This window comes from Reyranella massiliensis 521, assembly GCF_000312425.1.
In the GTDB taxonomy this organism is placed as follows: Bacteria; Pseudomonadota; Alphaproteobacteria; order Reyranellales; family Reyranellaceae; genus Reyranella; species Reyranella massiliensis.
In genome coordinates this window covers 4,994,546-5,014,680 of the sequence record NZ_HE997181.1, presented here as the reverse complement: position 1 = coordinate 5,014,680, position 20,135 = coordinate 4,994,546, and the positions used below count along the sequence as shown (strand labels likewise).

General features: G+C 65.5%; 17 protein-coding genes. 6 read left to right on the top strand and 11 right to left on the bottom strand.

What is annotated here, in order from left to right; genetic code table 11:
* Window positions 1-96: 96 nt before the first annotated feature.
* Both leuS and holA read left to right on the top strand, forming a co-directional pair.
* Window positions 97-2,691, top strand: a complete 2,595-nt coding sequence (gene leuS, locus BN60_RS24430; protein ID WP_020698805.1) for a leucine--tRNA ligase — start codon at window positions 97-99, stop codon at window positions 2,689-2,691.
* 7 nt (window positions 2,692-2,698) lie between these two features.
* Window positions 2,699-3,742: a DNA polymerase III subunit delta gene (gene holA, locus BN60_RS24425; RefSeq protein WP_020698804.1), complete on the top strand. Its 1,044-nt coding sequence runs from the start codon at window positions 2,699-2,701 to the stop codon at window positions 3,740-3,742.
* Here holA and BN60_RS24420 read toward each other — a convergent pair.
* The 4 genes from BN60_RS24420 to BN60_RS24405 all read right to left on the bottom strand — a co-directional run bounded on the left by BN60_RS24420 (window position 3,739) and on the right by BN60_RS24405 (window position 7,089).
* Window positions 3,739-4,386: a TIGR02466 family protein gene (locus tag BN60_RS24420; protein ID WP_020698803.1), complete on the bottom strand. Its 648-nt coding sequence runs from the start codon at window positions 4,384-4,386 to the stop codon at window positions 3,739-3,741. The two genes, holA and BN60_RS24420, sit on opposite strands and share 4 nt — an antisense overlap.
* A gap of 52 nt (window positions 4,387-4,438) precedes the next feature.
* Entirely contained in the window at window positions 4,439-5,269 is an 831-nt protein-coding gene (locus tag BN60_RS24415; RefSeq protein WP_020698802.1) for a family 1 encapsulin nanocompartment shell protein, read from the bottom strand.
* Between the two features lie 4 nt (window positions 5,270-5,273).
* Window positions 5,274-5,657, bottom strand: a complete 384-nt coding sequence (locus tag BN60_RS24410) for an encapsulin-associated ferritin-like protein (RefSeq protein WP_020698801.1) — start codon at window positions 5,655-5,657, stop codon at window positions 5,274-5,276.
* Between the two features lie 61 nt (window positions 5,658-5,718).
* Window positions 5,719-7,089 carry an MATE family efflux transporter gene (locus BN60_RS24405; protein WP_020698800.1) on the bottom strand — a complete coding sequence of 457 codons (1,371 nt, stop codon included), beginning with the start codon at window positions 7,087-7,089 and terminating at the stop codon, window positions 5,719-5,721.
* Window positions 7,090-7,263: 174 nt separating this feature from the next.
* Here BN60_RS24405 and BN60_RS24400 point away from each other — a divergent pair, with 174 nt between their 5' ends.
* On the top strand, window positions 7,264-7,980 hold the full coding sequence (locus BN60_RS24400; protein WP_020698799.1) for a response regulator transcription factor: 717 nt from the start codon (window positions 7,264-7,266) through the stop codon (window positions 7,978-7,980).
* On the opposite strand, the gene BN60_RS24395 is transcribed toward BN60_RS24400, so the two are convergent.
* From BN60_RS24395 to ligD, 7 genes are all read right to left on the bottom strand, one after another.
* Window positions 7,943-8,215: a hypothetical protein gene (locus BN60_RS24395; RefSeq protein WP_148283519.1), complete on the bottom strand. Its 273-nt coding sequence runs from the start codon at window positions 8,213-8,215 to the stop codon at window positions 7,943-7,945. The genes BN60_RS24400 and BN60_RS24395 overlap by 38 nt on opposite strands.
* A gap of 113 nt (window positions 8,216-8,328) precedes the next feature.
* Window positions 8,329-9,291, bottom strand: coding sequence for a ParB/RepB/Spo0J family partition protein (locus BN60_RS24390; RefSeq protein WP_020698797.1), 963 nt, complete (start codon window positions 9,289-9,291; stop codon window positions 8,329-8,331).
* The gene (locus BN60_RS24385; RefSeq protein ID WP_020698796.1) at window positions 9,275-10,105 is read right to left on the bottom strand and encodes a ParA family protein; all 831 of its coding nucleotides are present in this window, start codon (window positions 10,103-10,105) and stop codon (window positions 9,275-9,277) included. The genes BN60_RS24390 and BN60_RS24385 overlap by 17 nt, the downstream gene beginning before the upstream one ends.
* 16 nt (window positions 10,106-10,121) lie before the next feature.
* Window positions 10,122-10,757, bottom strand: a complete 636-nt coding sequence (gene rsmG / locus BN60_RS24380; protein WP_020698795.1) for a 16S rRNA (guanine(527)-N(7))-methyltransferase RsmG — start codon at window positions 10,755-10,757, stop codon at window positions 10,122-10,124.
* Window positions 10,758-10,760: 3 nt separating this feature from the next.
* Entirely contained in the window at window positions 10,761-12,635 is a 1,875-nt protein-coding gene (mnmG, locus tag BN60_RS24375; RefSeq protein WP_020698794.1) for a tRNA uridine-5-carboxymethylaminomethyl(34) synthesis enzyme MnmG, read from the bottom strand.
* A gap of 153 nt (window positions 12,636-12,788) precedes the next feature.
* Window positions 12,789-13,691: a non-homologous end joining protein Ku gene (ku, locus tag BN60_RS24370; protein ID WP_020698793.1), complete on the bottom strand. Its 903-nt coding sequence runs from the start codon at window positions 13,689-13,691 to the stop codon at window positions 12,789-12,791.
* A 5-nt stretch (window positions 13,692-13,696) separates the two neighbouring features.
* On the bottom strand, window positions 13,697-16,291 hold the full coding sequence (gene ligD / locus BN60_RS24365; RefSeq protein WP_020698792.1) for a DNA ligase D: 2,595 nt from the start codon (window positions 16,289-16,291) through the stop codon (window positions 13,697-13,699).
* 98 nt (window positions 16,292-16,389) lie between these two features.
* Here ligD and BN60_RS24360 point away from each other — a divergent pair, with 98 nt between their 5' ends.
* Genes BN60_RS24360 through BN60_RS24350 form a run of 3 tightly spaced genes read left to right on the top strand, consistent with a single transcriptional unit; the run spans window position 16,390 to window position 20,128 of the window.
* The gene (locus BN60_RS24360) at window positions 16,390-17,049 is read left to right on the top strand and encodes a 2Fe-2S iron-sulfur cluster-binding protein (RefSeq protein WP_020698791.1); all 660 of its coding nucleotides are present in this window, start codon (window positions 16,390-16,392) and stop codon (window positions 17,047-17,049) included.
* Entirely contained in the window at window positions 17,046-18,032 is a 987-nt protein-coding gene (locus BN60_RS24355) for an FAD binding domain-containing protein (protein ID WP_020698790.1), read from the top strand. The genes BN60_RS24360 and BN60_RS24355 overlap by 4 nt, the downstream gene beginning before the upstream one ends.
* A gap of 2 nt (window positions 18,033-18,034) precedes the next feature.
* A complete protein-coding gene (locus BN60_RS24350; RefSeq protein ID WP_020698789.1) occupies window positions 18,035-20,128 on the top strand; it encodes a xanthine dehydrogenase family protein molybdopterin-binding subunit in 2,094 nt (697 codons plus the stop codon).
* The last annotated feature ends 7 nt before the right edge of the window (window positions 20,129-20,135 follow it).

The following is a 20,135-nucleotide window of genomic DNA, read 5'->3' as shown; positions in this document are numbered from 1 at the left end:
GGCTCCTGACGCATTCCAGGCCTGTCGCCAAAAGCTTGACGTGAGAGGCCGCAGCGGGCATCCGCTGCGGCCTCAGTCTTTTTCGGGAACAAGTCCGTGTCGTCGACGCCCACAGCACCCGCGCGCTACAATTTCCACGAAACCGAAGCCAAGTGGCAGAAGGTCTGGGAGGATCGTCAGACCTTCAAGGCCGTCATGGATAAGGCGCGGCCCAAGTACTACGTGCTCGAAATGTTCCCCTATCCGTCGGGGCGCATCCATATGGGCCACGTGCGCAACTACACGCAGGGTGACGTGATCGCCCGCTACAAGCGCGCCAAGGGCTTCAACGTCCTGCATCCCATGGGCTGGGACGCTTTCGGCCTGCCGGCCGAGAACGCCGCCATGGAAAAGAAGGTCCATCCGAAGAAATGGACCTACGAGAACATCGCCACCATGAAGGCGCAGCTCAAGTCGATGGGCCTGTCGCTCGACTGGAGCCGCGAACTCGCGACCTGCGATCCGACCTACTACCGTCACCAGCAGAAGATGTTCCTCGACTTCTGGAAGGCGGGGCTCGCCTACCGCAAGGAAGCCTGGGTCAACTGGGATCCCGTCGACAACACCGTGCTGGCGAACGAGCAGGTGATCGAAGGCAAGGGTTGGCGTACCGGGGCGCCGGTGGAGCGCCGCAAGCTCACGCAGTGGAACCTCAAGATCACGCATTTCGCCGACGAGCTGCTGAGCCGCCTCGACACGCTCGAGCGCTGGCCGGAGAAGGTGCGCCTGATGCAGGCGAACTGGATCGGCAAGAGCCGCGGCGCGCGTGTCTTCTGGAAGCTCACCGACACGTCCGGGAAGGATCACGGCAAGCTCGAAATCTTCACCACGCGTCCTGACACGCTCTACGGCGCTTCGTTCATGGCGCTGTCGGCCGAGCATCCGCTGGTCGCAGGCCTCGCGGCCGACGATCCCGGCCTGCAGCGCTTCGTTGCCGAATGCCGCAAGACCGGAACGGCGGCGGCCGAGGTCGAGACCGCGGAGAAGCAGGGCTACAAGCTGCCGCTGCTTGCGCAGCATCCGTTGATGCCGGGCAAGACGGTGGCGGTCTATGCCGCCAACTTCGTGCTGATGGAATACGGCACCGGCGCGATCTTCGGCTGCCCCGGCCACGATGAGCGCGACCATGAATTCGCGACCAAGTACGGCCTGCCGATCCTGCAGGTGGTGGCGCCGGCCGACGGCGCGAAGATCGACATCGCGGCGGCGCCGTTCATCGAGGACGGCGTCATCGTGAACTCCGACTTCCTGAACGGACTCGACGTCGAGGAAGCCAAGAGCCGGGTCATCGCGCGGCTGGAGGAGATGGGTGTCGGCAAGGGCACCACCCAGTATCGCCTGCGCGACTGGCTGGTCTCGCGCCAGCGCTACTGGGGTTGCCCGATCCCGGCGATCCACTGCGAGAGCTGTGGCGTCGTGCCGGTGCCGGACAAGGACCTGCCCGTCGAACTGCCGGAAGACGTCACCTTCGACCGGCCGGGCAATCCGCTCGACCGTCATCCGACATGGAAACACGTCGCGTGCCCGAGTTGCGGCAAGCCGGCGCGGCGCGAGACCGACACGTTCGACACCTTCATCGATTCGAGCTGGTACTTCGACCGATTCACCTCGCCGCAGCTGGCGACGGCGCCCTTCGATCGCGACGAGAATCACTACTGGATGCCGGTCGATCAGTATATCGGCGGCGTCGAGCACGCGATCCTGCATCTGCTCTACTCGCGCTTCTGGACGCGCGCCATGCGCGAAGTCCAGCTGACCAGCCGCGACGAGCCGTTCGACGGGTTGTTCACGCAAGGCATGGTCTGCCACGAGACCTATCGCGCAAGTGACGGCACCTGGCTGACGCCCGAAGAGATCGAGCGGGTGGAGGGCGGCAAGGTCGTGCGCCTCTCGGACAAGAGCCCTGTCGAGGTCGGCCGTTCGGAGAAGATGTCCAAGTCGAAGAAGAACGTCGTCGACCCGGACCAGATCATCCGCGACTACGGCGCCGATACCGCGCGCTGGTTCATGCTCTCCGACAGCCCGCCGGAGCGCGACCTTGAATGGACCGAAGCCGGCGTCACCGGCGCCTGGCGCTTCCAGCAGCGGCTGTTCCGCATTGCCACGGCCGCCATCGAGAAGCTGCCGCCTGCCGGCACACCCAAGCCCGGCGTTTTCTCCGATGCCGCCATGGCCCTGCGTCGCGCGGCGCACAAGTCGATCGCCGGCATTTCGACCGACATCGAGGCCTTCCACTTCAACAAGGCCGTGGCGCGCCTCTACGAGTTCGCCAACATCATCGACTCGGCCAAGGCTGAGGAGGAGTCGGCCAAGTGGGCGTTGCGCGAGGCGCTGGAGATCTTCGTGCGCCTGATCGGGCCGATGACGCCGCATCTCGCCGAAGAGCTTTGGGGGGCGCTCGGCCACAAGAGCCTGCTGGCCGACTCGCCCTGGCCGTTGCCCGACGACGCCCTGTTGGTCGACGACACCGTCACCGTGGCGGTCCAGTTGAACGGCAAGCTGCGCGGCACGATTGCGCTAGCCAAGGACGCGCCCAAAGAGGTTGCCGAGAAGACCGCCCTTGCTCTGCCGGAGCTGGCGCGCGGCCTCGACGGCAAGACGCCCAAGCGCGTCATCGTCGTGCCCAACCGCATCGTCAACGTCGTGGTATGAAGACGGCGTGAAGATCGAGCCGCGCAACGCCGAAGCTTTTCTCCGGAAGCCGGATCCCAAGATCCGGGGCGTGGTGATCTACGGCAATGACGACGGGCTGATCGCCGAGCGGGCGGCCCAGCTCGCCAAGACCGTCTGCGAAGACCTCAAGGACCCGTTCCGTGTCGTCGACATTGCCGGCGACGTGCTGAAGGGCGATCCGGCGCGGCTGGCCGACGAGTTCGGCGCCATGTCGCTGATGGGCGGCAGGCGCGTGATCCGCGTGCGGCCAGCCGGCGAGGAGTCCGCGACCGCGCTCCAGAATCTGGTGGAAGCAACGGCAGGCGATGCGTTGATCATCGTCGAGGGTGGCAATCTCACGCCGCGCTCGACCCTGCGCACGCTGGCCGAAACCGAGCCCACTTTGGCAGCCCTGCCTTGCTACATGGACAACGAAGCCGCTCTCGAAGGGCTGGTCGAGAGCTCGGCCCGCGCGCTCGGCCTGGCGGTCGAGCCCGAAGCGCTGGAATGGATCGTCGAGCGGCTGGGCGGCGATCGCGGCCAGACGCGCAGCGAGATCGACAAGCTCCTGCTCTACAAGGGCACCGACGCCGGCAAGACCGTCACGCTCGAGGATGCGATGGCAGTGCTGGGCGACACGGCCTCAATCGGCATCGACGACGTGATCGCGGCGACCTTCGACGGTGAGCCGGTGGCCCTTGACCGTGCGCTGGACCGCGTGTTCGCCGAAGGCGGCAATCCGGTGCAGCTCGTACGCTCCCTGCAGCGCCACGCCGACCAGCTTCATCTCGTGTCGGGACACGCCGCCAAGGGCGGCAACCTCGAAGCCGCGATGTTCAAGGCGCGCGGATTGCCGCGCGGCGGCCCGGTGCGCCAGCGGTTCGAGCGTCACCTGCGCAACTGGCCGCTGCCGCGACTTTCCGCAGCGCTGACGACGATCCTGGAGGCCGAGATCGAGTGCAAGCGGACCGGCCTGCCCGACGAGGCGATCGCCCGCCGGCTCTGCCTCAGATTATCCCAGGCTGCACGCGCGGGACGGGCGCGGCGTTAGCCGGTCTTCCCGGCGGTGGGATCCCAGAGCGGCGAGGCCATGGTTTCGCTGAAGTTCTTGAACATCAGGTTGAACGAAATGCTTACACGATCGCTCTGCCCATCGTTGGGCGGCACCGTGTGCTTCAGCCATGACGGGAAGATCAACAGGCGCCCTTCCTTGCTCTCGGCATTGGCGCCGTTGGCGGTCATTCGCGTGTACTGACGCGGCTTGGGCATGATCATCGACGCCTGTCCGCGCGGATCCTGGAACAGGATCAGCGAGCCCGGCGGCGGCACCGCCACGTAGTAAACGCCGCTCAGGTAGTTGTTCGGATGGTGGTGCATCGGATGATAGGCACCCGGCGGATTGATGTTGGCCCAGCAGCCGGTGATGGCCATGGGATACTGATCGACCTGCAGGAAGCGCGCGACGCCGCGCGCTGCCGTCTCGACCAGCTTGATGAATTCGGCAAACGCCGGGCGCGTATGCAGGTCCTGCGGAGTCTGCCAATTGCTGCCCACCGGGACAGCCGGACGTGGCGTGATCAGCCGCTCGATCTCGGCGTTCAGCCGAGCATTCAGCGCCACCGCCGCGGCGGGCTGGAGATCCACGATCCACAAAGGGGTCGGGAAGAGTTCCTGGACGTCCTGCTTCTCGATCATGCCGGACGATCATATCCGGCAATGTCCACGAAGTCGCCGCCGAGGGAAGGGACTAGCGTTTCCCCTTCGTCGCACCACCGGCACTGAGCGGAATGGCCGCCTGGGCGGACAGAACCAGGAAGGTAAAGCTTTCCTCGATATAGAGCCGCACGCGCTCTGCATCGTGGTCGAGGTAGCCGATGGAGAAATCCTGGCCTACGGTCAGCTCGAAATCGCCGCCGCGCAGCGAGATCACCAGGCCGCCCTCGAGACCGGGGGCGGCATGGACATCGCCGTCGATCAGCCGCTGCACATGGCTCAGGATCGGATAGCCGCCGTCGGTGCGCGCAGTGAGGTCCTTGTAGAGCTGTTCGCTCAGCACCACGGCGAAAGGCCCATCGACGCCTTCGTCGCGCAGCGCCTTCAGCGCCGCGGCCACCGCATCGGGATAGTCGGCATGGCTGCCGCCCAAGGGCACGGCATTGGCCGCCTGCGCCTCGCAGATACCGGAAATCTGCGCCGCCTCGTAGCCGTGAAAGATCGCGCGGTCCTCCGCAATGGCGATCTCGCGTGCGGCCGCCGTCACCGGATCGAGGTCGGGATCGCGGGCACCGCGATCGATCGCATCGAGCTCGCTGCGGCTCATCTCGAAGGGAATGCGCAGTTCGACCAGAGGCTGGATGCGACGCAGCCGCGCCTGCACCCTGTCGGCCGACGGCGGCGAGGCAATGGCATCGGCTCGGCCAAGCTCGACATCGGAGGCACCCCATCCCAGAGGCCCCTTGAAGTCGACGACACGGCGGGCGGCGAGAAGCGCGTGCAAGGTGCGCTTCGCCTCCTTCTCGATCTCTTCCCAGCCGGCTTCGGTGATCGGCGCGCGATCGCGAAAAAGATGGTTCTTCATGGCGTCACTTCCCCCGCCGCTGGCGCAGGCTGCCGATGCCGAGGCTTCCCGCAGGGGCGGCCTCTTCGGCTTTGCTCTCCGTACTGCTTTCCATGTTCGCTTCGATCTCGGTGATCGGCCCTTCCTTGAACAGGAACGTCCGCAGATGCTTGTCGAGCACAGGATCGGACCGGCGCAACCATTCCAGCGCCATGGCCGCGTGCTCCTTCTCCTCGTCGCGATTGTGCTCGAGGATGGCGCGCAACTCGGGATTCGCAGTGGCCTTGGCTCTCTGGTCGTACCAGTCGACGGCCTCGAGCTCTTCCATGAGAGAGACGATCGCGCGGTGACGATCGATGACCTCCGGACCGAGAGCGGCCGGATCCTCGTGAAGTGTTTCGCTTGCCATGATCTGGCAAACGCGTGATGCCGCGGCTGGTTCCTTCCACGTGTCCGCTGGCGCGGCTGTTTCAGTGTTTTGCCAACGTATTGAAACGCCAGCGCGCCAACAGGAAGACGCCGCCCCCGAACAACGCGAAGGCCGCGGCACTGGCGAGCGCAATGCCGATCAATCCGCCGCCAAGCTGCAGCGCCGCCCAGCCGCCAACGACGACCACGCCGACACGCGCGACGGCCAGCAGGAACGGCCCCGTCACATAGCCGATGGCGAGGCAGGCGAAGTAGCAGGCGAGCCCGACCCCGGTCAGCGGGAACACCGCGGCGAGACCCAGGAGATAGAGCGAGCCAGCCGCCCGGATGGAAGGATCGGCGGTGAACAGGCTCATCCAGCCTCCGCCGACCAAGGCGATGCCGGAGAAGATCAGGCCGATGACGCCGGCCACAGCGGCCCCGGTATAGGCGGCCCGCCGCGCCCGCGCGAAATCCCGCGCGCCCGCCGCCGTCGCGACCATCGTGATGACAGCCGCACCGAAGGCGAAGGTGATGGGATACTGCAGCAACTCCAGCCGGTTGGCCGCGCCGTACGCGGCGATCGCGGTGCTGCCCAGTCCGGCGATCAGCCCCGCGACCAGGAACGTCGTGATCTGGAAAGCAAGCGCACTTGCCGCCGACAGCGCGCCGACGCTCAGGATCTCCTTCGCTTCGCCGCCACGCCACCTCCAGTTGCGGCGCTCCAGTCGGACGAGCGCGTGCCGCGAGACGAGGTGGAGCACGAGAACCATCGTGCCGACGGCGTAGGCTGCAATGGCCGCGATGCCGGCACCGACGATGCCCATCGCCGGCACCGGCCCCCAGCCGAGGATCAGCAGGGGCGACAGCGCGAGGTGGAAGAGTTCGCCGATAGCGATGGCGAAGGCCGGCACCAGCATATTGCCGGCGCCGCGCGAGACATTGGCCAGCAGGTTCATCGCCCAGACGAAGCCCGAACCACCGAACATCACGGCGCTGTAAAGCGCGGCCATCTCGAGGGCGCCCGACGCCAGACCCATGGCTGCATAGAGGCGGGGGCCCACCAGGAGCATCAGCGCCGTGGTGAGGGCTGCACCGACCAGCGCGATGGCGACGGCGACACCGGCGAGCGATCGCGCACGTTCGGCATTCCCGGCCCCCAACGCGCGACCGATGGAGGAGGAGACGCCGGAGCCGATGCCCGAAGCGGTCGCGGTCTGCAGGATCAGGAACAGGGGAAAGACGACCGCGGCGGCCGCCAGGGCATCGCTGCCCAGCCAGGAGACGAAAAGCGCATCGGCCGTGAGGAAGGTGATGCGTGCGGCGGCCTCGCCGATATTGGGCAAGGCCAGGGTCAGCAGCAACGGCAGGACCGGCGCTTCGAGAATGCGTTGGGTGCGGGCGGACAGGCCAGAGGTAGACGACGCGGACATGGAACTCTCCCAAGCTTGTCCTGGAGAGGTGCGCCCCTGCGGCGGTCGCGTCGATTACCTGGCTGATAATTCGGCCAGGCCGGCCAGCCGCCCTTTGACTGTAAGGGAGCCGTCAGGTGCCGCGCGCAGCATGGCCCGGACGGCGACAAGGAAGTTCGGAGGTGGAGCGCGTCGATGCGGATTCTCGTTGTCGAGGACAATGTCGCCTTCTGCCGGCTGGTCGCAGAGGGCTTGGTGCGCGTGGGCTTCAGCACCGACGAAGTGAATACGGTCGGAGCCGCGCGAAAGGCGGTTGCGGCAATCGAGTATTCCGCCGTCGTGCTGGATCTCGGCCTGCCGGACGGCGAGGGCGTCGATTTGCTGCGAACGCTCAGGTCGTCGGCGCGCGCGCTGCCGATCATTGTCACGACCGCACGCGATGGTCTCGACGACAGGATGGTCGGCCTCCAGAGCGGGGCCGACGACTATCTCGTGAAGCCTTTCGCCATGGACGAACTCGTCGCACGGTTGCATGCAGTGCTTCGCCGGGTCGATGCGCCCACGGAACAGGTTCTGCGTACCGGCAACGTGACGCTGGACGTCGCCAATCGTCTCCTCAAGGTCGACGGCGAAGTACAGTCTTTGCCGGCACGCGAACTCGAGGTGCTGGAGCTGCTGATGCGCAACCAGGGCCACGTCATCAAGCGCGAGGCCCTGGCCAACCAGATATTCGGCAAGCATGGACATCAGAGCGACGGCGCGCTCGACGTCTATTTATGCCGGTTGCGCAAGCTCTTTGGCGATGCGAACGCGACGGCGAGGATCGACACCATTCATGGCCTTGGATTCCTGTTGTCGGAGACCTGCCAGGCGATCAGCTCCGGGGCGGTAGGTCGTAGCCTGCGTTCCTGAGCGCCTTTTCGAGGCCGGCGATGCCGATAGGGTCTCCCGCCTTGCACTGCTCGAACGAGCTGCGGGCTTCGAGGCTCTGCGACTGGATGCCTCGATGCACGTTCTGGTTGAGGTACTTTTCATACTTGGCAGCCAGCGCGCTGCAGTAGGCGGCGTCGCTCGACTGCGCAAACGCGGCTGCCGGCGCCAGCAGCGCCACCGCAACCACGATCCACGCGGAAATCGTCTTCATCATCGTGTCCTCCATTGCTCTGTTTGGAGCGAGGACATTTCACTGCCGGAAGGGGGCTGCTTTCCGGCGTTTCTCTTTCGGAGTTCTTACGCGTTCCCGCCAAACCGGGGCGTCGACTAGCGCCGCGTGAGCTTGTCCACGACCGTGTCGAGCTGGTCGAAGTCGCGGATCTCCAGGGTGAGCAGGCTCTGCTCGCCAAGGCCGCGCAATTTCAGGTCGGCCTTGAGGCCGAGCGCCTCTTCGATGCGCCGTTCGAGCGCGCGCGTGTCGGCGCTCTTGGCAGAGTCCGTCGATGGCGACTTGCCGTTCGGCTTGCCACCCTTGCGTTGCGGCGTCTGCTTTTCCTCGCCGCCGAGCTTTTCGAGGTCGCGCACCGAAAGCTTTTCGTCGATGGCGCGGCGGGCCAACGCCAGCGGGTCGGGCAGGCCGATCAGGGCGCGGCCATGGCCGGCCGTCAGATCGCCGTCCTTGATCATCTCCTGGATCGTCGGGGGCAGGTCGAGCAGGCGCAGCGTGTTGGCGACATGCGGCCGGCTCTTGCCCATGGTGCGGGCGATTTCTTCCTGGGTCTGCTTGAAGTCGGTAATCAGGCGCTGGTAGCCCTTGGCCTCGTCGATGGCCGTCAGATCTGAGCGCTGCAGGTTCTCGATCAGGCCGATCTGCAGGGCATCCTGGTCGGTGATGGTGCGCAGGACGACCGGCACGTCGTGCAGTTGGGCGAGCTGAGCCGCCCGCCAGCGCCGTTCGCCGGCAACGATTTCGTAGGCGTCGGCCGAATCGCCCAGCGGCCTTACAAGGATCGGTTGTAGAAGTCCGAATTCCTTGATCGATTCGACGAGCTGCTGAATGCCCTCGAAGCTGGTACGCGGCTGCATCTTGCCGGGCTTGAGCTGGCCGATCGGCAAGGTGAAGGGCGTCCGGCTGGGGGCCGCGCTCGCGGTTTCCTTGACCGCGGGTTCGGGCGGCGCGGCAGGTGGCGGCGACGAGGGGGGCGGGGCGACGGCAGCGGCGACTTCATCGTCGCCGAGGAGCGCGCTGAGGCCGCGGCCGAGGCCGCGCGACTTAGGAGGCTGGCTCATGCGGGGCCTTTTGTTCTGCCTTTTCTGCGATGGTGCGGCGACGGCGAATGAACTCGCTCGCCAGCAGGATATAGGCCTGCGATCCGGCGCAGGCATTGTCGTAGATCAGCACCGGCATGCCGTGCGAGGGCGCTTCGGCGATGCGGACGTTGCGCGGGATGGTCGTTCCGAAGACCAGCTCGCCATAGTGCCCGCGCACGTCGGCCTCGACCTGCTGGCTGAGCGTCATGCGACGGTCGACCATGGTCAGGACGACACCGGCGATGTGCAACTTAGGGTTGAGTCTCTTCTTCACGCGCTCGATCGTGTTGCCCAGCGCGCCGATGCCTTCGAGCGCCAGGAACTCCGCCTGCAGCGGAACGAGGACGGCGTCGACGGAAACCAAGGCATTCAGGGTGACCAGACCGAGGGACGGTGGGCAGTCGATCAGGATGATATTCCAGCGCTGGCGCGCTTCGCCGCCCGGGCTGTTCAGCGCCTGATCGAGACGATGCTCACGGTCGTCCATGTCGATCAGCTCGATCTCTGCACCCGCCAGCTGGACGGAAGCGGGCATCACCTCCAGACCGGGGATCTGCGAGCTTCGCACGCATTCGCCGAGCGGGTTCAGCCCCAGCAGGAATTCATAAGATCCGGGTGAGCGCTCATTTCGGCCTACCCCTAGTCCCGTGGAGGCATTTCCCTGGGGATCTAAGTCTATCAAAAGGACTTTCTCGCCGACAGCGGCCAAAGCCGTGGCAAGGTTGATCGCAGTCGTCGTTTTCCCGACGCCGCCCTTTTGATTGGCGATCGCGAAGATCTGGGGAGCCGCCAACGCCTTTGGAGGCGTTTCAGGAGCCTGAGGGGGCGCCGGAGGCGGTGGCTCGGTAGGAGCCGATTCGAAGGATGACGGCGTCACGGTCTGTTACGCTGGCGATAGGCTCGGGCGAAAAATCCCATTCCTTCTTGGCCTCCTCGACTTCCGTCTGCCAGTCCTTCCCCTTGTGGAAAAGGCAAATAGCGGTATCCTTTCGGTGACGCTGCGCCCAATGGAGTAATTGTTTCATTGGTGCCAATGCACGCGCCGTTACGATATCCGCTGCGGCCGGCGGAGCCACCTCTATACGAGAAATGGCGATTTTCGGTTGGTTTTCCAACCCCATACGCCTGCCAACTTCACCTAGAAACGCGGCCTTGCGCGCATCCGATTCGATCAGCGTCACCCGAAGGTCGGGGCGCATCGCCGCAATGACCAGGCCCGGAAACCCGCCGCCGCTTCCCAGATCGGCCAGCGTTTCGGCGGTCGCGGGAATCAGGGGCACGACCTGGGCGGAATCCAGAATATGGCGCTTCCAAACGCCATCCAGTGTGTTCCGGCTGACCAGATTGATGGCCTTTTGCCAGCGCTCCAGTGTTTCGACGAAAACTTCCAGGCGGCGGCGTGTTTCACGTGAAACATCCGCCAGGGGATCCTGTTTGGGCGCCATGGCCTAGGCGGCCCGGCGACGGACGTGCTTCAGGAGGGCAACGAGAGCCGCAGGCGTCACGCCGGAAATCCGGGCGGCCTGACCCAGGGTCGCCGGCTTCCCATCCTGGAGCTTCTGCCGAACCTCGTTGGACAGACTGCCGATGGCGCCATAGTCCAGGTTCGGAGGAAGTTCCAACGCCTCGTCCCGACGATAGGCGGCGATGTCCTGGCGCTGCCGGGCAAGGTAGCCCTCGTAGCGCGCATCGATGGTGAGCTGTTCGGCGATCTCCGGCGCCACGCCCGCCAGCTCCGGCCACAGGCTCCCCAGCCGCGCCCAGTCGATATCCGGATAGGCAAGCAGGTCCAGCGCCGAGCGGGCCACGCCATCTTGATTGATGGAAACGCCCTTCTTTGCCAGGACGGACGGGCTGAACCGCAGGCTACCGGCCAAAGCGCGCGCCGTCTCCAGGTCCCGTTGTTTCACGTGAAACATCTCGGCCCGGCGGGAACCGACGCATCCGATTTCCAGCCCCCGCGGCGTCAGGCGCTGGTCGGCATTGTCCGCCCGCAGCCAGAGCCGATACTCGGCGCGCGACGTGAACATCCGATAAGGCTCGGTCACCCCCAACGACACCAGGTCGTCGATCAGGACGCCGAGATAGCCATCGGCACGGTCGACAGTGAAAGGCTTGTCGAGGGCGGCGTTCAGCCCGGCTATCAGCCCCTGGGCGGCGGCCTCCTCGTACCCCGTGGTGCCGTTGATCTGGCCCGCCATGTAGAGGCCCGGAACCCGCCGCGTCTCCAGGGTTGGGTGAAGCTCCCTCGGGTCGATATGGTCGTATTCGATGGCATATCCCGGGCGCAGCATCGTCGCGCGTTCCAACCCCGGAATGGTCTGCAGCATCGCGAGCTGCACCTCCTGAGGAAGCGAGGTCGAAATGCCGTTGGGATAGACCGTGTCGTCGTCCAGCCCCTCGGGTTCGAGGAAGATCTGGTGGCGCTCGCGATGGCCGAACCGCACGACCTTGTCCTCGATGGACGGACAGTAGCGCGGACCGACACTCTCGATCTGGCCCGAATACATCGGCGCGCGGTGCAGGTTGGCGCGGATGATCTCGTGCGTCGCCGGCGTGGTCGTCGTGATGTGGCAGGCAATCTGCGGCGTGGTGATGCGATCGGTCAGGTAGGAAAATGGCTGCGGCGGGTCATCGCCGTCCTGCTGGTCCAGCGACGCGTAATCTATTGTCCGCCCATCCAGCCGTGCCGGCGTGCCGGTCTTCAAGCGTCCCAACGCGAAGCCGAGGCGATGCAACGTCTGCGCAAGCGCCGTCGACGGTTGCTCGATCACATCGTCCCGACCGTTGCCGCGCACGCGGCCGGCGGGAATCTTAGTCTCGCCCATATGGATCAGGCCGCGGAGGAACGTGCCCGTCGTCAGGATCACACGCCCGGCACTGATCTCATCACCGGATTCGGTGACAACGCCGGCACACGCACCAGTTGCATCCAGAACTATATCTGCAACGGCTTCGCCCCGGATATCGAGGTTGGCTTGCTCGGCCAGCAAGTCCTGCACCGCCGCCCGATAGAGCTTGCGGTCGGCCTGGGCGCGGGGCCCGCGCACGGCTGGCCCCTTAGACAGGTTCAGCGTGCGGAACTGGATGCCCGCCCGGTCGATGGCCCGGCCCATGATGCCGTCCAGGGCGTCGATCTCGCGGACCAGGTGGCCCTTGCCCAGGCCGCCGATGGCCGGATTGCACGACATCTCGCCGATGGTCTCGACCCGATGGGTCAGGAGCAGGGTGCGGGCGCCCAGGCGCGCGGCTGCCGCCGCGGCTTCGCAGCCGGCATGGCCGCCACCCACTACGATCACGTCATATGAAGAAAAGGCCCGCATGGCGGTGCCTTTTACGCCCCTCGATCCCACGCGGTCCAGATGGCCTTCGAGATGGCCGATGGTCGGCGACCGCGCATCAGGACCGTGGCCTACATTACACCGACCTGTGTAACAAAACCCGCCAAGCCCGGACAGCCAAGACGTGGCGACGATCTAGGCCGCGCGTTTGCGGGCGGCCGACTTGCGACGGCTCCTGCCCTTGGGCTTCGTTTTCGCGCGGCGGCCATGGGCTTCGAGGAAGCGCTCGGTCTTCTCGCGCGAAGGCCCGCCACCGCCCTTCAGGCTCTTTCTCAATGCTTCCATAAGGTCGACGACCTTCTCCTCGTCTTCCTCCGGCGCTGCCGTCGTCACGGTCTCGCCCTTCTTCTTGCGGGCGATCAGGTCGCGCAAGGCATCCTCATAACGATCCTTGAAGCGTCCCGGTTGAAACTCCGCTTCCTGCTGCTCGATGATCTTCTCGGCGATCTGCAGCATGCGCGGTTCGGGCTTGGGCAGGCTGCGATCGAAGACCTCGGAAGCATCGCGAATCTCGTCGTGCGTGCGCAGCGTCGTGAGCAGGATGCCCTTGCCCCTTGGCTCCAGCGCGCAGATGCGCTCGCGTTGATGCATCACGACACGACCCAGCGCGACCTTCTTCTGCCGCACCATCGCCGCCAAGATCACGGAGAAGGCCTCGATGCCTGTCTTGCCGGACGGCGCGAGGTAATAGGGCTGATCCCAATAGATGCGATCGATGCCGGCAGCATCGACGAACTCCTCGATGTCGAGGGTCCGCGTCGATTCCAGGCGCACCGCGTCCAGTTCCTCCTTGTCGAGCAATACGTATTTGTTCTTCGACACCTCGAAGCCGCGCACCAGGTCGGCACGATCGACGGCCTTGCCCGTGCCGGCATCAACCGTCTGCATGCGGATGCGGTTGTTGGTCTTCGGATTGATCAGGTTGAAATGAATGTCCGCGCTGCGCTCCGTCGCCGTATACAGCGCAACCGGACACGTAACGAGCGACAGACGCAGACGGCCTTCCCAGGTCGGCCTCAGTCCCTTCTGTCTGGCCATGGCGCTTATCCTTTCATCTTCAGGAGACGTTCGATCGCCGCGCGGAGCGGCTTCGCCGATTTCGCGTAGGTGCGCCATGGCTTGCTGCGTTTCAGCAGCGCCGGCGCCGTGCGCACGGTGTACTTCGCAGGATCGAGTCCTGCCTTCACCTGGCTCCATTCGAGCGGCATGGAGACCGTGGCGCCCGGCCGCGCCCGCGACGACAGCGGCGCCACCGCGGTCGAGGTCCGATCGTTGCGTAAGTAGTCGAGGAAGATGCGGCCCTTCCGCTCCTTCTTCGCCATGTTGATCACATAACGCTCCGGTTCGTCCTCGGCGATGCGGCGGCAGATCTCCTTGGCGAAGGTCTTGGCCGTATCCCAGTCGGGGCTCTTGGAATCAGAGGTGAGCGGCACCACGACATGCAGCCCCTTGCCGCCCGTCGTCTTGCAGAAGGGCACCAGCCCGAGCGGCTCCAGCCGATCCGCCACTTCCCGCGCACCCGCGATCACCGCGGAGAATGCCACGTCGGGACCGGGATCGAGATCGAAGACCAGCCGTCCCGGCAGCTCGGGATTGCCGGGCTGGCAGTTCCAGGGATGCAGCTCCGTGCCGCCCATCTGCGCCACCGCAATCAAACCTTCGACCCGGTCGATCTGCAGGTAAGGCTTCTTGTCGCCTTTGACCTTCACTTCCTCGAGCAGGTGCGAGGAACCAGCCATGGCATGACGTTGAAAGAACGTCTGTCCGTCGATGCCGTCCGGCGTCCGCACGATGGAGCAGGGGCGACCTTGCAGATGATCGATCATCCAGTCGCCCACGGTCTCGTAATACCGGGCGAGCTCGAGCTTGGTGACGGGCGGCTTTTCGTCCGGCCACATCGGCTTGTCGGGATGAGAGATCGACACCCCCCTCACGATGGCGCGTCCCGACGCGCTCGATGATTTCACGGTCGTGCGCGACTTGCGTTTGGTCGACGTTGGCTTGGCCATTCGGGTCTTCCCCGGCTTGGCGGGCTTCTCCGCCTCGACCTCGTCAGCCGGTTTGTCGGCGCGCAGCCCCTTGAAGGCAGCCTGACGCACATTCCCTCCGCCGGTCCAGCCGGCGAACTCGATTTCGGCCACCAGCTCGGGCCGCGCCCAATGCATGTTGGCTTCCTTGGGTGGGCTTGCGCCTGCCGCGAAGGGGCTGGTGTCGCTTTCCAGGTCGCGCAGCTTGGGCAGCAGCGAGCCCATGACGGCCGCGCCAAATCCTGTGCCGACGCGTCCGACATAGACGAGCTTCTTCCCCCTATGCACGCCCGCCAGCAGCGAGCGCAGCCTCCTGCCTTCGCTGGTCCAGCCACCGATCACCACCTCGTGGCCGGCCCGGCACTTGGCTTTGGTCCAGCTGCCGACGCGGCCGGAGCGATATGGCGCCGCGAGCTCCTTGGAAATGATCCCCTCGAAATGCATGCGGCAGGCCGACTGAAGCACAGCATCTCCGCCGGTCTCGAAATGGTCGACATAGCGAATGCCCGGATGCTTGGTCTTCAGCCCCGTCAGCACGTCCTGCAACCGCGCCTTGCGCTCCACCAAGGGCAGGGCCCGCAAATCCTCGCCTTCGACGAACAGCAAGTCGAAGGCATAGTAGATCAGGTTCTTGGAGTCGCTCTCGGAAAGAGCGACCTGAAGTGCAGAGAAATCGGGCGCGCCGTGACGGTCGAGCGCCACCACTTCGCCGTCCATGATGCAGTCCGGAAGCTTCTCGGCCTGCCGCGCGATAGTCGTAAATTTCCCCGTCCAATCCAGCCCTTTGCGAGTACGCAGTACAGCTTCGCCATCCTCTACTCTGAGTTGCAATCGGTAACCATCGAACTTCACCTCATGCGCCCAGCCAGCTCCCGACGGCGCCCGCTTCACCAGCTTGGCAAGCTGCGGTTCGACGAAGCGCGGCATCGACGCGGCCTTGCGGACTTTCGCCGCCTGCTTCCCTGCGGCCTTCGCGTTCTTGTTCCTTGCCGTTATGAACGGTGTCGGAGGTTTGCCGGTACCGAGTGCGATCTGCTTAAGCGTCCGGCCTGACGCAATCGATTTTGGGTCGTCTAGAATCGCGTCGTCGTCGCCCTCGTGGGCCGCGGCATCGCGATGCTTGATCAGCAGCCAGTTGATCCGCTTGCGGCTGCCCTTGCCGGCCTTGCGGTCCCAGCGCATGCGCACCAGCACCCAGCTCCCTTCCAGCCGGCTGCCGACCAGCGTGAACTTGAGATCGCCGCGCTTCAGCCCTTCGTGGGGATCGCCTTCGGGGATCCAGTAGCCGCGATCCCAAAGCTGCACGGTCCCACCGCCATACTGCCCCTTGGGGATCGTGCCTTCGAAATCCCCATAATCTAGAGGATGGTCCTCGACTTCCACGGCGAGGCGCTTGACCGTGGGATCGAGCGACGGCCCCTTGGTCACCGCCCACGACTTGAACGTGCCGTCGAGCTCCAGGCGGAAATCGTAATGCAGCCGCGTCGCATCGTGCCGCTGGACGACGAAGCGGAGCTGCTTCGCTGCGCCGACGGTGCCCTTCCCGGACGGCTCGTCCGTCCGACTGAAGTCACGCATCGCGCGGTAGGAAGCGAGCCGGTCTTTACGCATGGTGACACGAGGAACGAGCCGGCACGCGACTCGTTGCCGACACCTGTGACGATCGCCACGGCATGCAACGAACCCCGACGCCGGGTCGTTCGCCTTCCATGATCAATCTTCCCTCCGCGATCGGCCGCCGAGTGCTGGGTGTCGCCGCTGTCGTCACCGCCGTATTCGGGCGCGAACTCGCCGCCCAGACGGGCGCCCCTCAGACTAGCGCCCCGCCGCCGCGGCAGGAAAGCGGCGACGACGGCGCTCTCGCAAAAGTGCGCCTGACCGTCAACGATCAGCCACGCGACATCGCCGTCGACCCGCGCACGACTTTGCTCGATGCGCTGCGCGATCACCTCAATCTCACCGGCACGAAGAAGGGCTGCGACCACGGCCAATGTGGCGCCTGCACCGTGCTGGTGAACGGCGTCCGCATGAACTCCTGCCTGTCGCTTGCCGTCATGCGCGACGGCGATCGCGTCGTCACCATTGAGGGCCTGGCCGACGGGGAGGAGCTGCATCCGATGCAGGATGCGTTCGTCAGGCACGACGGCTTCCAATGTGGCTTCTGCACGCCGGGCCAGATCTGCTCGGCAGTCGGAATGCTGGCCGAGGTGCAGAAGGGCGTGCCGTCAATGGTCAGCGCGGACATGGTCGGCGTTCCTCGCGTCACGCCGGAAGAGATTCGTGAACGCATGAGCGGGAACATCTGTCGCTGTTCCGCCTACCCCAACATCGTTGCGGCCATTATCGACGCCAAAGAGAGTGCAACATGAGGCCATTCAGCTATGAGCGCCCCGACGATCTCGCAAGCGCCGTCCAGGCCGGCAGCCAGCAGGGGGCCTACTTCATCGCCGGCGGGACGAACCTGCTGGATCTGATGAAGGTCGACGTCGAGCGTCCTCGGCATCTCGTCGATGTCTCTCGTCTACCTCTGAGGGAGATGGAGGAAACGCCCGGAGGCGGCCTCAGGATCGGCGCGCTCGTCAGCAACGCCGATCTTGCGACCAACGAACATGTGCGACGGCGCTATCCCATGCTGGCGTTGGCCTTGCTCAATGGCGCGTCGGCCCAGCTTCGCAACCAGGCGACGACGGCAGGCAACCTGCTGCAACGCACCCGCTGTTCGTATTTCTACGACGTGTCCAAGCCCTGCAACAAACGCGCGCCCGGCAGCGGTTGTTCTGCCCTGGAGGGATACAATCGCATGCACGCGGTTCTGGGCGGCAGCGACGCCTGCATTGCCGTGCATCCCTCGGACATGGCCGTTGCAATGACTGCGTTGCGCGCGGAGGTGGAGGTGCAGGGCGCCGAAGGGGCGACGCGCAAGCTGGCGGTCTCCGAGCTGCATCGTCTGCCCGGCACGACCCCGGAACGCGATACGACGCTGTTGCCGGGCGACCTCATCACAGGTGTCGTCCTGCCGCCACCCCCGGCGGGCAGGCAGACCTATCGCAAGGTGCGAGACCGAGCCTCCTATGCCTTCGCCTTGGTCTCGGTCGCGGCCGTCCTCGATACCGTCGACGGGCGGGTGCGCGAGGCGCGTCTTGCCTTGGGCGGCGTCGCCCACAAGCCCTGGCAAGCAGCCGACGCCGAAGCAATGATGGCTGGTGTCGTGCCCGACAAGGACGCTTTTGAGGCGGCCGGCGCCATCGCGATGAAGGACGCTGCCGCCGGGAAGCACAACAGGTTCAAGGTCGAGCTCTCGCGACGAACCATCGTCAGCACGCTTGGCGAACTCGCAGGAACGGGAGGCTAGGCATGCCCGACAGCATCATCGGCCAGCCGCTCGACCGCATCGACGGCCACGCCAAGGTCATGGGGCGCGCGCTCTACAGCGCCGATCACAGCGTCGACGATCTGGCCTACGGCCACATCGTCACTGCCGCCATCGCCCATGGGCAGATCAAGGCCATCAACACGGCCGCCGTTAGAAAGATGCCGGGTGTCCTGCTCGTCATGACACACGAGAACGCGCCGAAGCAGACGCCGGCCCCGGCGAAGGCGGAGAATCGCCATGCACGGCCCAAGCCGCAGCTCGCTAGCGCCCAGGTTCAATACTTCGGTCAGGCGGTCGCACTGGTCGTCGCGCAGACACCGGAAGATGCGCGCGCCGCCGCCGATGCCCTGGAGGTCACCTACGCGCGCCAGCCCGGCGCCTACGATCTCGAGGCCGAGCGTCCCAGGGCCTACGATCCCGAAGGAGGCGACAGCAAGGTAGGCGATGTGGAAACCGCTCTGTCGCGGTCGCCGGTGCGGGTCGACGCGACCTACACGACGCCCTACCAGTCGCACAACATGATGGAGCCGCCTGCCAGCGTTGCTCGCTGGAACGGCGACAAGCTCACCGTCCATTGCGCCGTCCAGCTCGTGGAGGCTGCACACAAATCGATAGCCGACACCCTCAAGATGCCGCCGGAAAAGGTGGAGGTGATCTCCGAGTACATTGGCGGCGGCTTCGGCGGCAAGCTGCCCGTCTATGCCGATGCCATCCTGGCCGCCCTTGCGGCCCGCGAATTACGGCGACCTGTGAAAGTCGTGCTGACGCGACAGCAGCTTTTCCATCTCACGACACACCGTCCCGCGTCGATCCAGCGCGTGCGGCTGGGCGCCGAACACGATGGTACCCTGATTGCGCTCGCCCATGAATCCTACGCGCAAAGCGCGCGCGCAGATGAATTCTCCGAACCCGTCGTCAGTTCGACGCGCTCGCTCTACGCCGCGCCCCATCGCCTGACCACCGAGCGCATTTCCGCACTCGACCTGCCGGTGGCCGATTCGATGCGCGCACCCGGCGAAGCGATCGGCCTCCTGTCGCTCGAACAGGCTATGGACGAGCTCGCCGAGCGCTTGCGCATAGACCCGGTCGAATTGCGCCTCAAGAACGAACCCAAGGAAGATCCCGAGAAGAAGGTGCCCTATTCGACTCGCGCGCTGGTGTCCTGTCTGCAGGAAGGCGCCAAGCGGTTCGGCTGGGACAGGCGCCAGGCGCAACCGGGGCAGGTACGGGACGGTCGCTGGCTGGTGGGTCTCGGCATGGCCGCCGCCATTCGCGGAAACTTCCTGCGGCCCGCCGAAGCGCTGGTGCGCCTCGACAGCGCGGAGCGGGCCGTGGTCGAGATGGACATGACCGACATCGGCACCGGCTCCTACACGATCTTTGCGCAGATCGCGGCGGAAACGCTGGGCTTCAAGGTCGAGAACATCGACGTGCGTCTCGGCCACAGCTCCTTCGCCAACACACCGGGCTCCGGTGGCTCCTTCGGCGCGTCGAGCTGTGGCGCCGCCCTCCACGATGCATGCCGCAAGCTCAAGGCGAGGCTCGATGCCGGCGAGGGCGCACAGGGCTTGAGCGAGATCGGCCGCGTCGAACCGGGCGACGACTACAAGAAATACTCTCAGTACGCCTACGGCGCGCATTTCGCCGAGGTCGGCGTAGATGTCGCGACGGGCGAGGTTCGCCTGCGTCGGATGCTCGGCGTGTTCGAGGCAGGCCGCATCCTGAACGCCAAGACCGCGCGTTCACAGCTCATCGGCGGCATGATCTGGGGGGTGAGTTCGGCGTTGCATGAAGAGTCCGTCCTCGATACGCGCTTCGGCTCGTTCGTGAACAACGACCTCGCCAACTATCACGTGCCCGTACACGCCGATGTGCCGGACGTCGATGCCGTGCTGCTGGACGCCTTCGACAGCCATGCCAACGTGCTGGGTTCCAAGGGCGTGGGCGAGCTTGGCATCTGTGGCGCCGGCGCTGCGGTCGCCAATGCCGTCTACAATGCCTGCGGCGTTCGCGTGCGCGAGTATCCCATCACGCTCGACAAGATCCTCCCGGGCCTGACGAAGCAGAGCGGCTAGAAAGCCT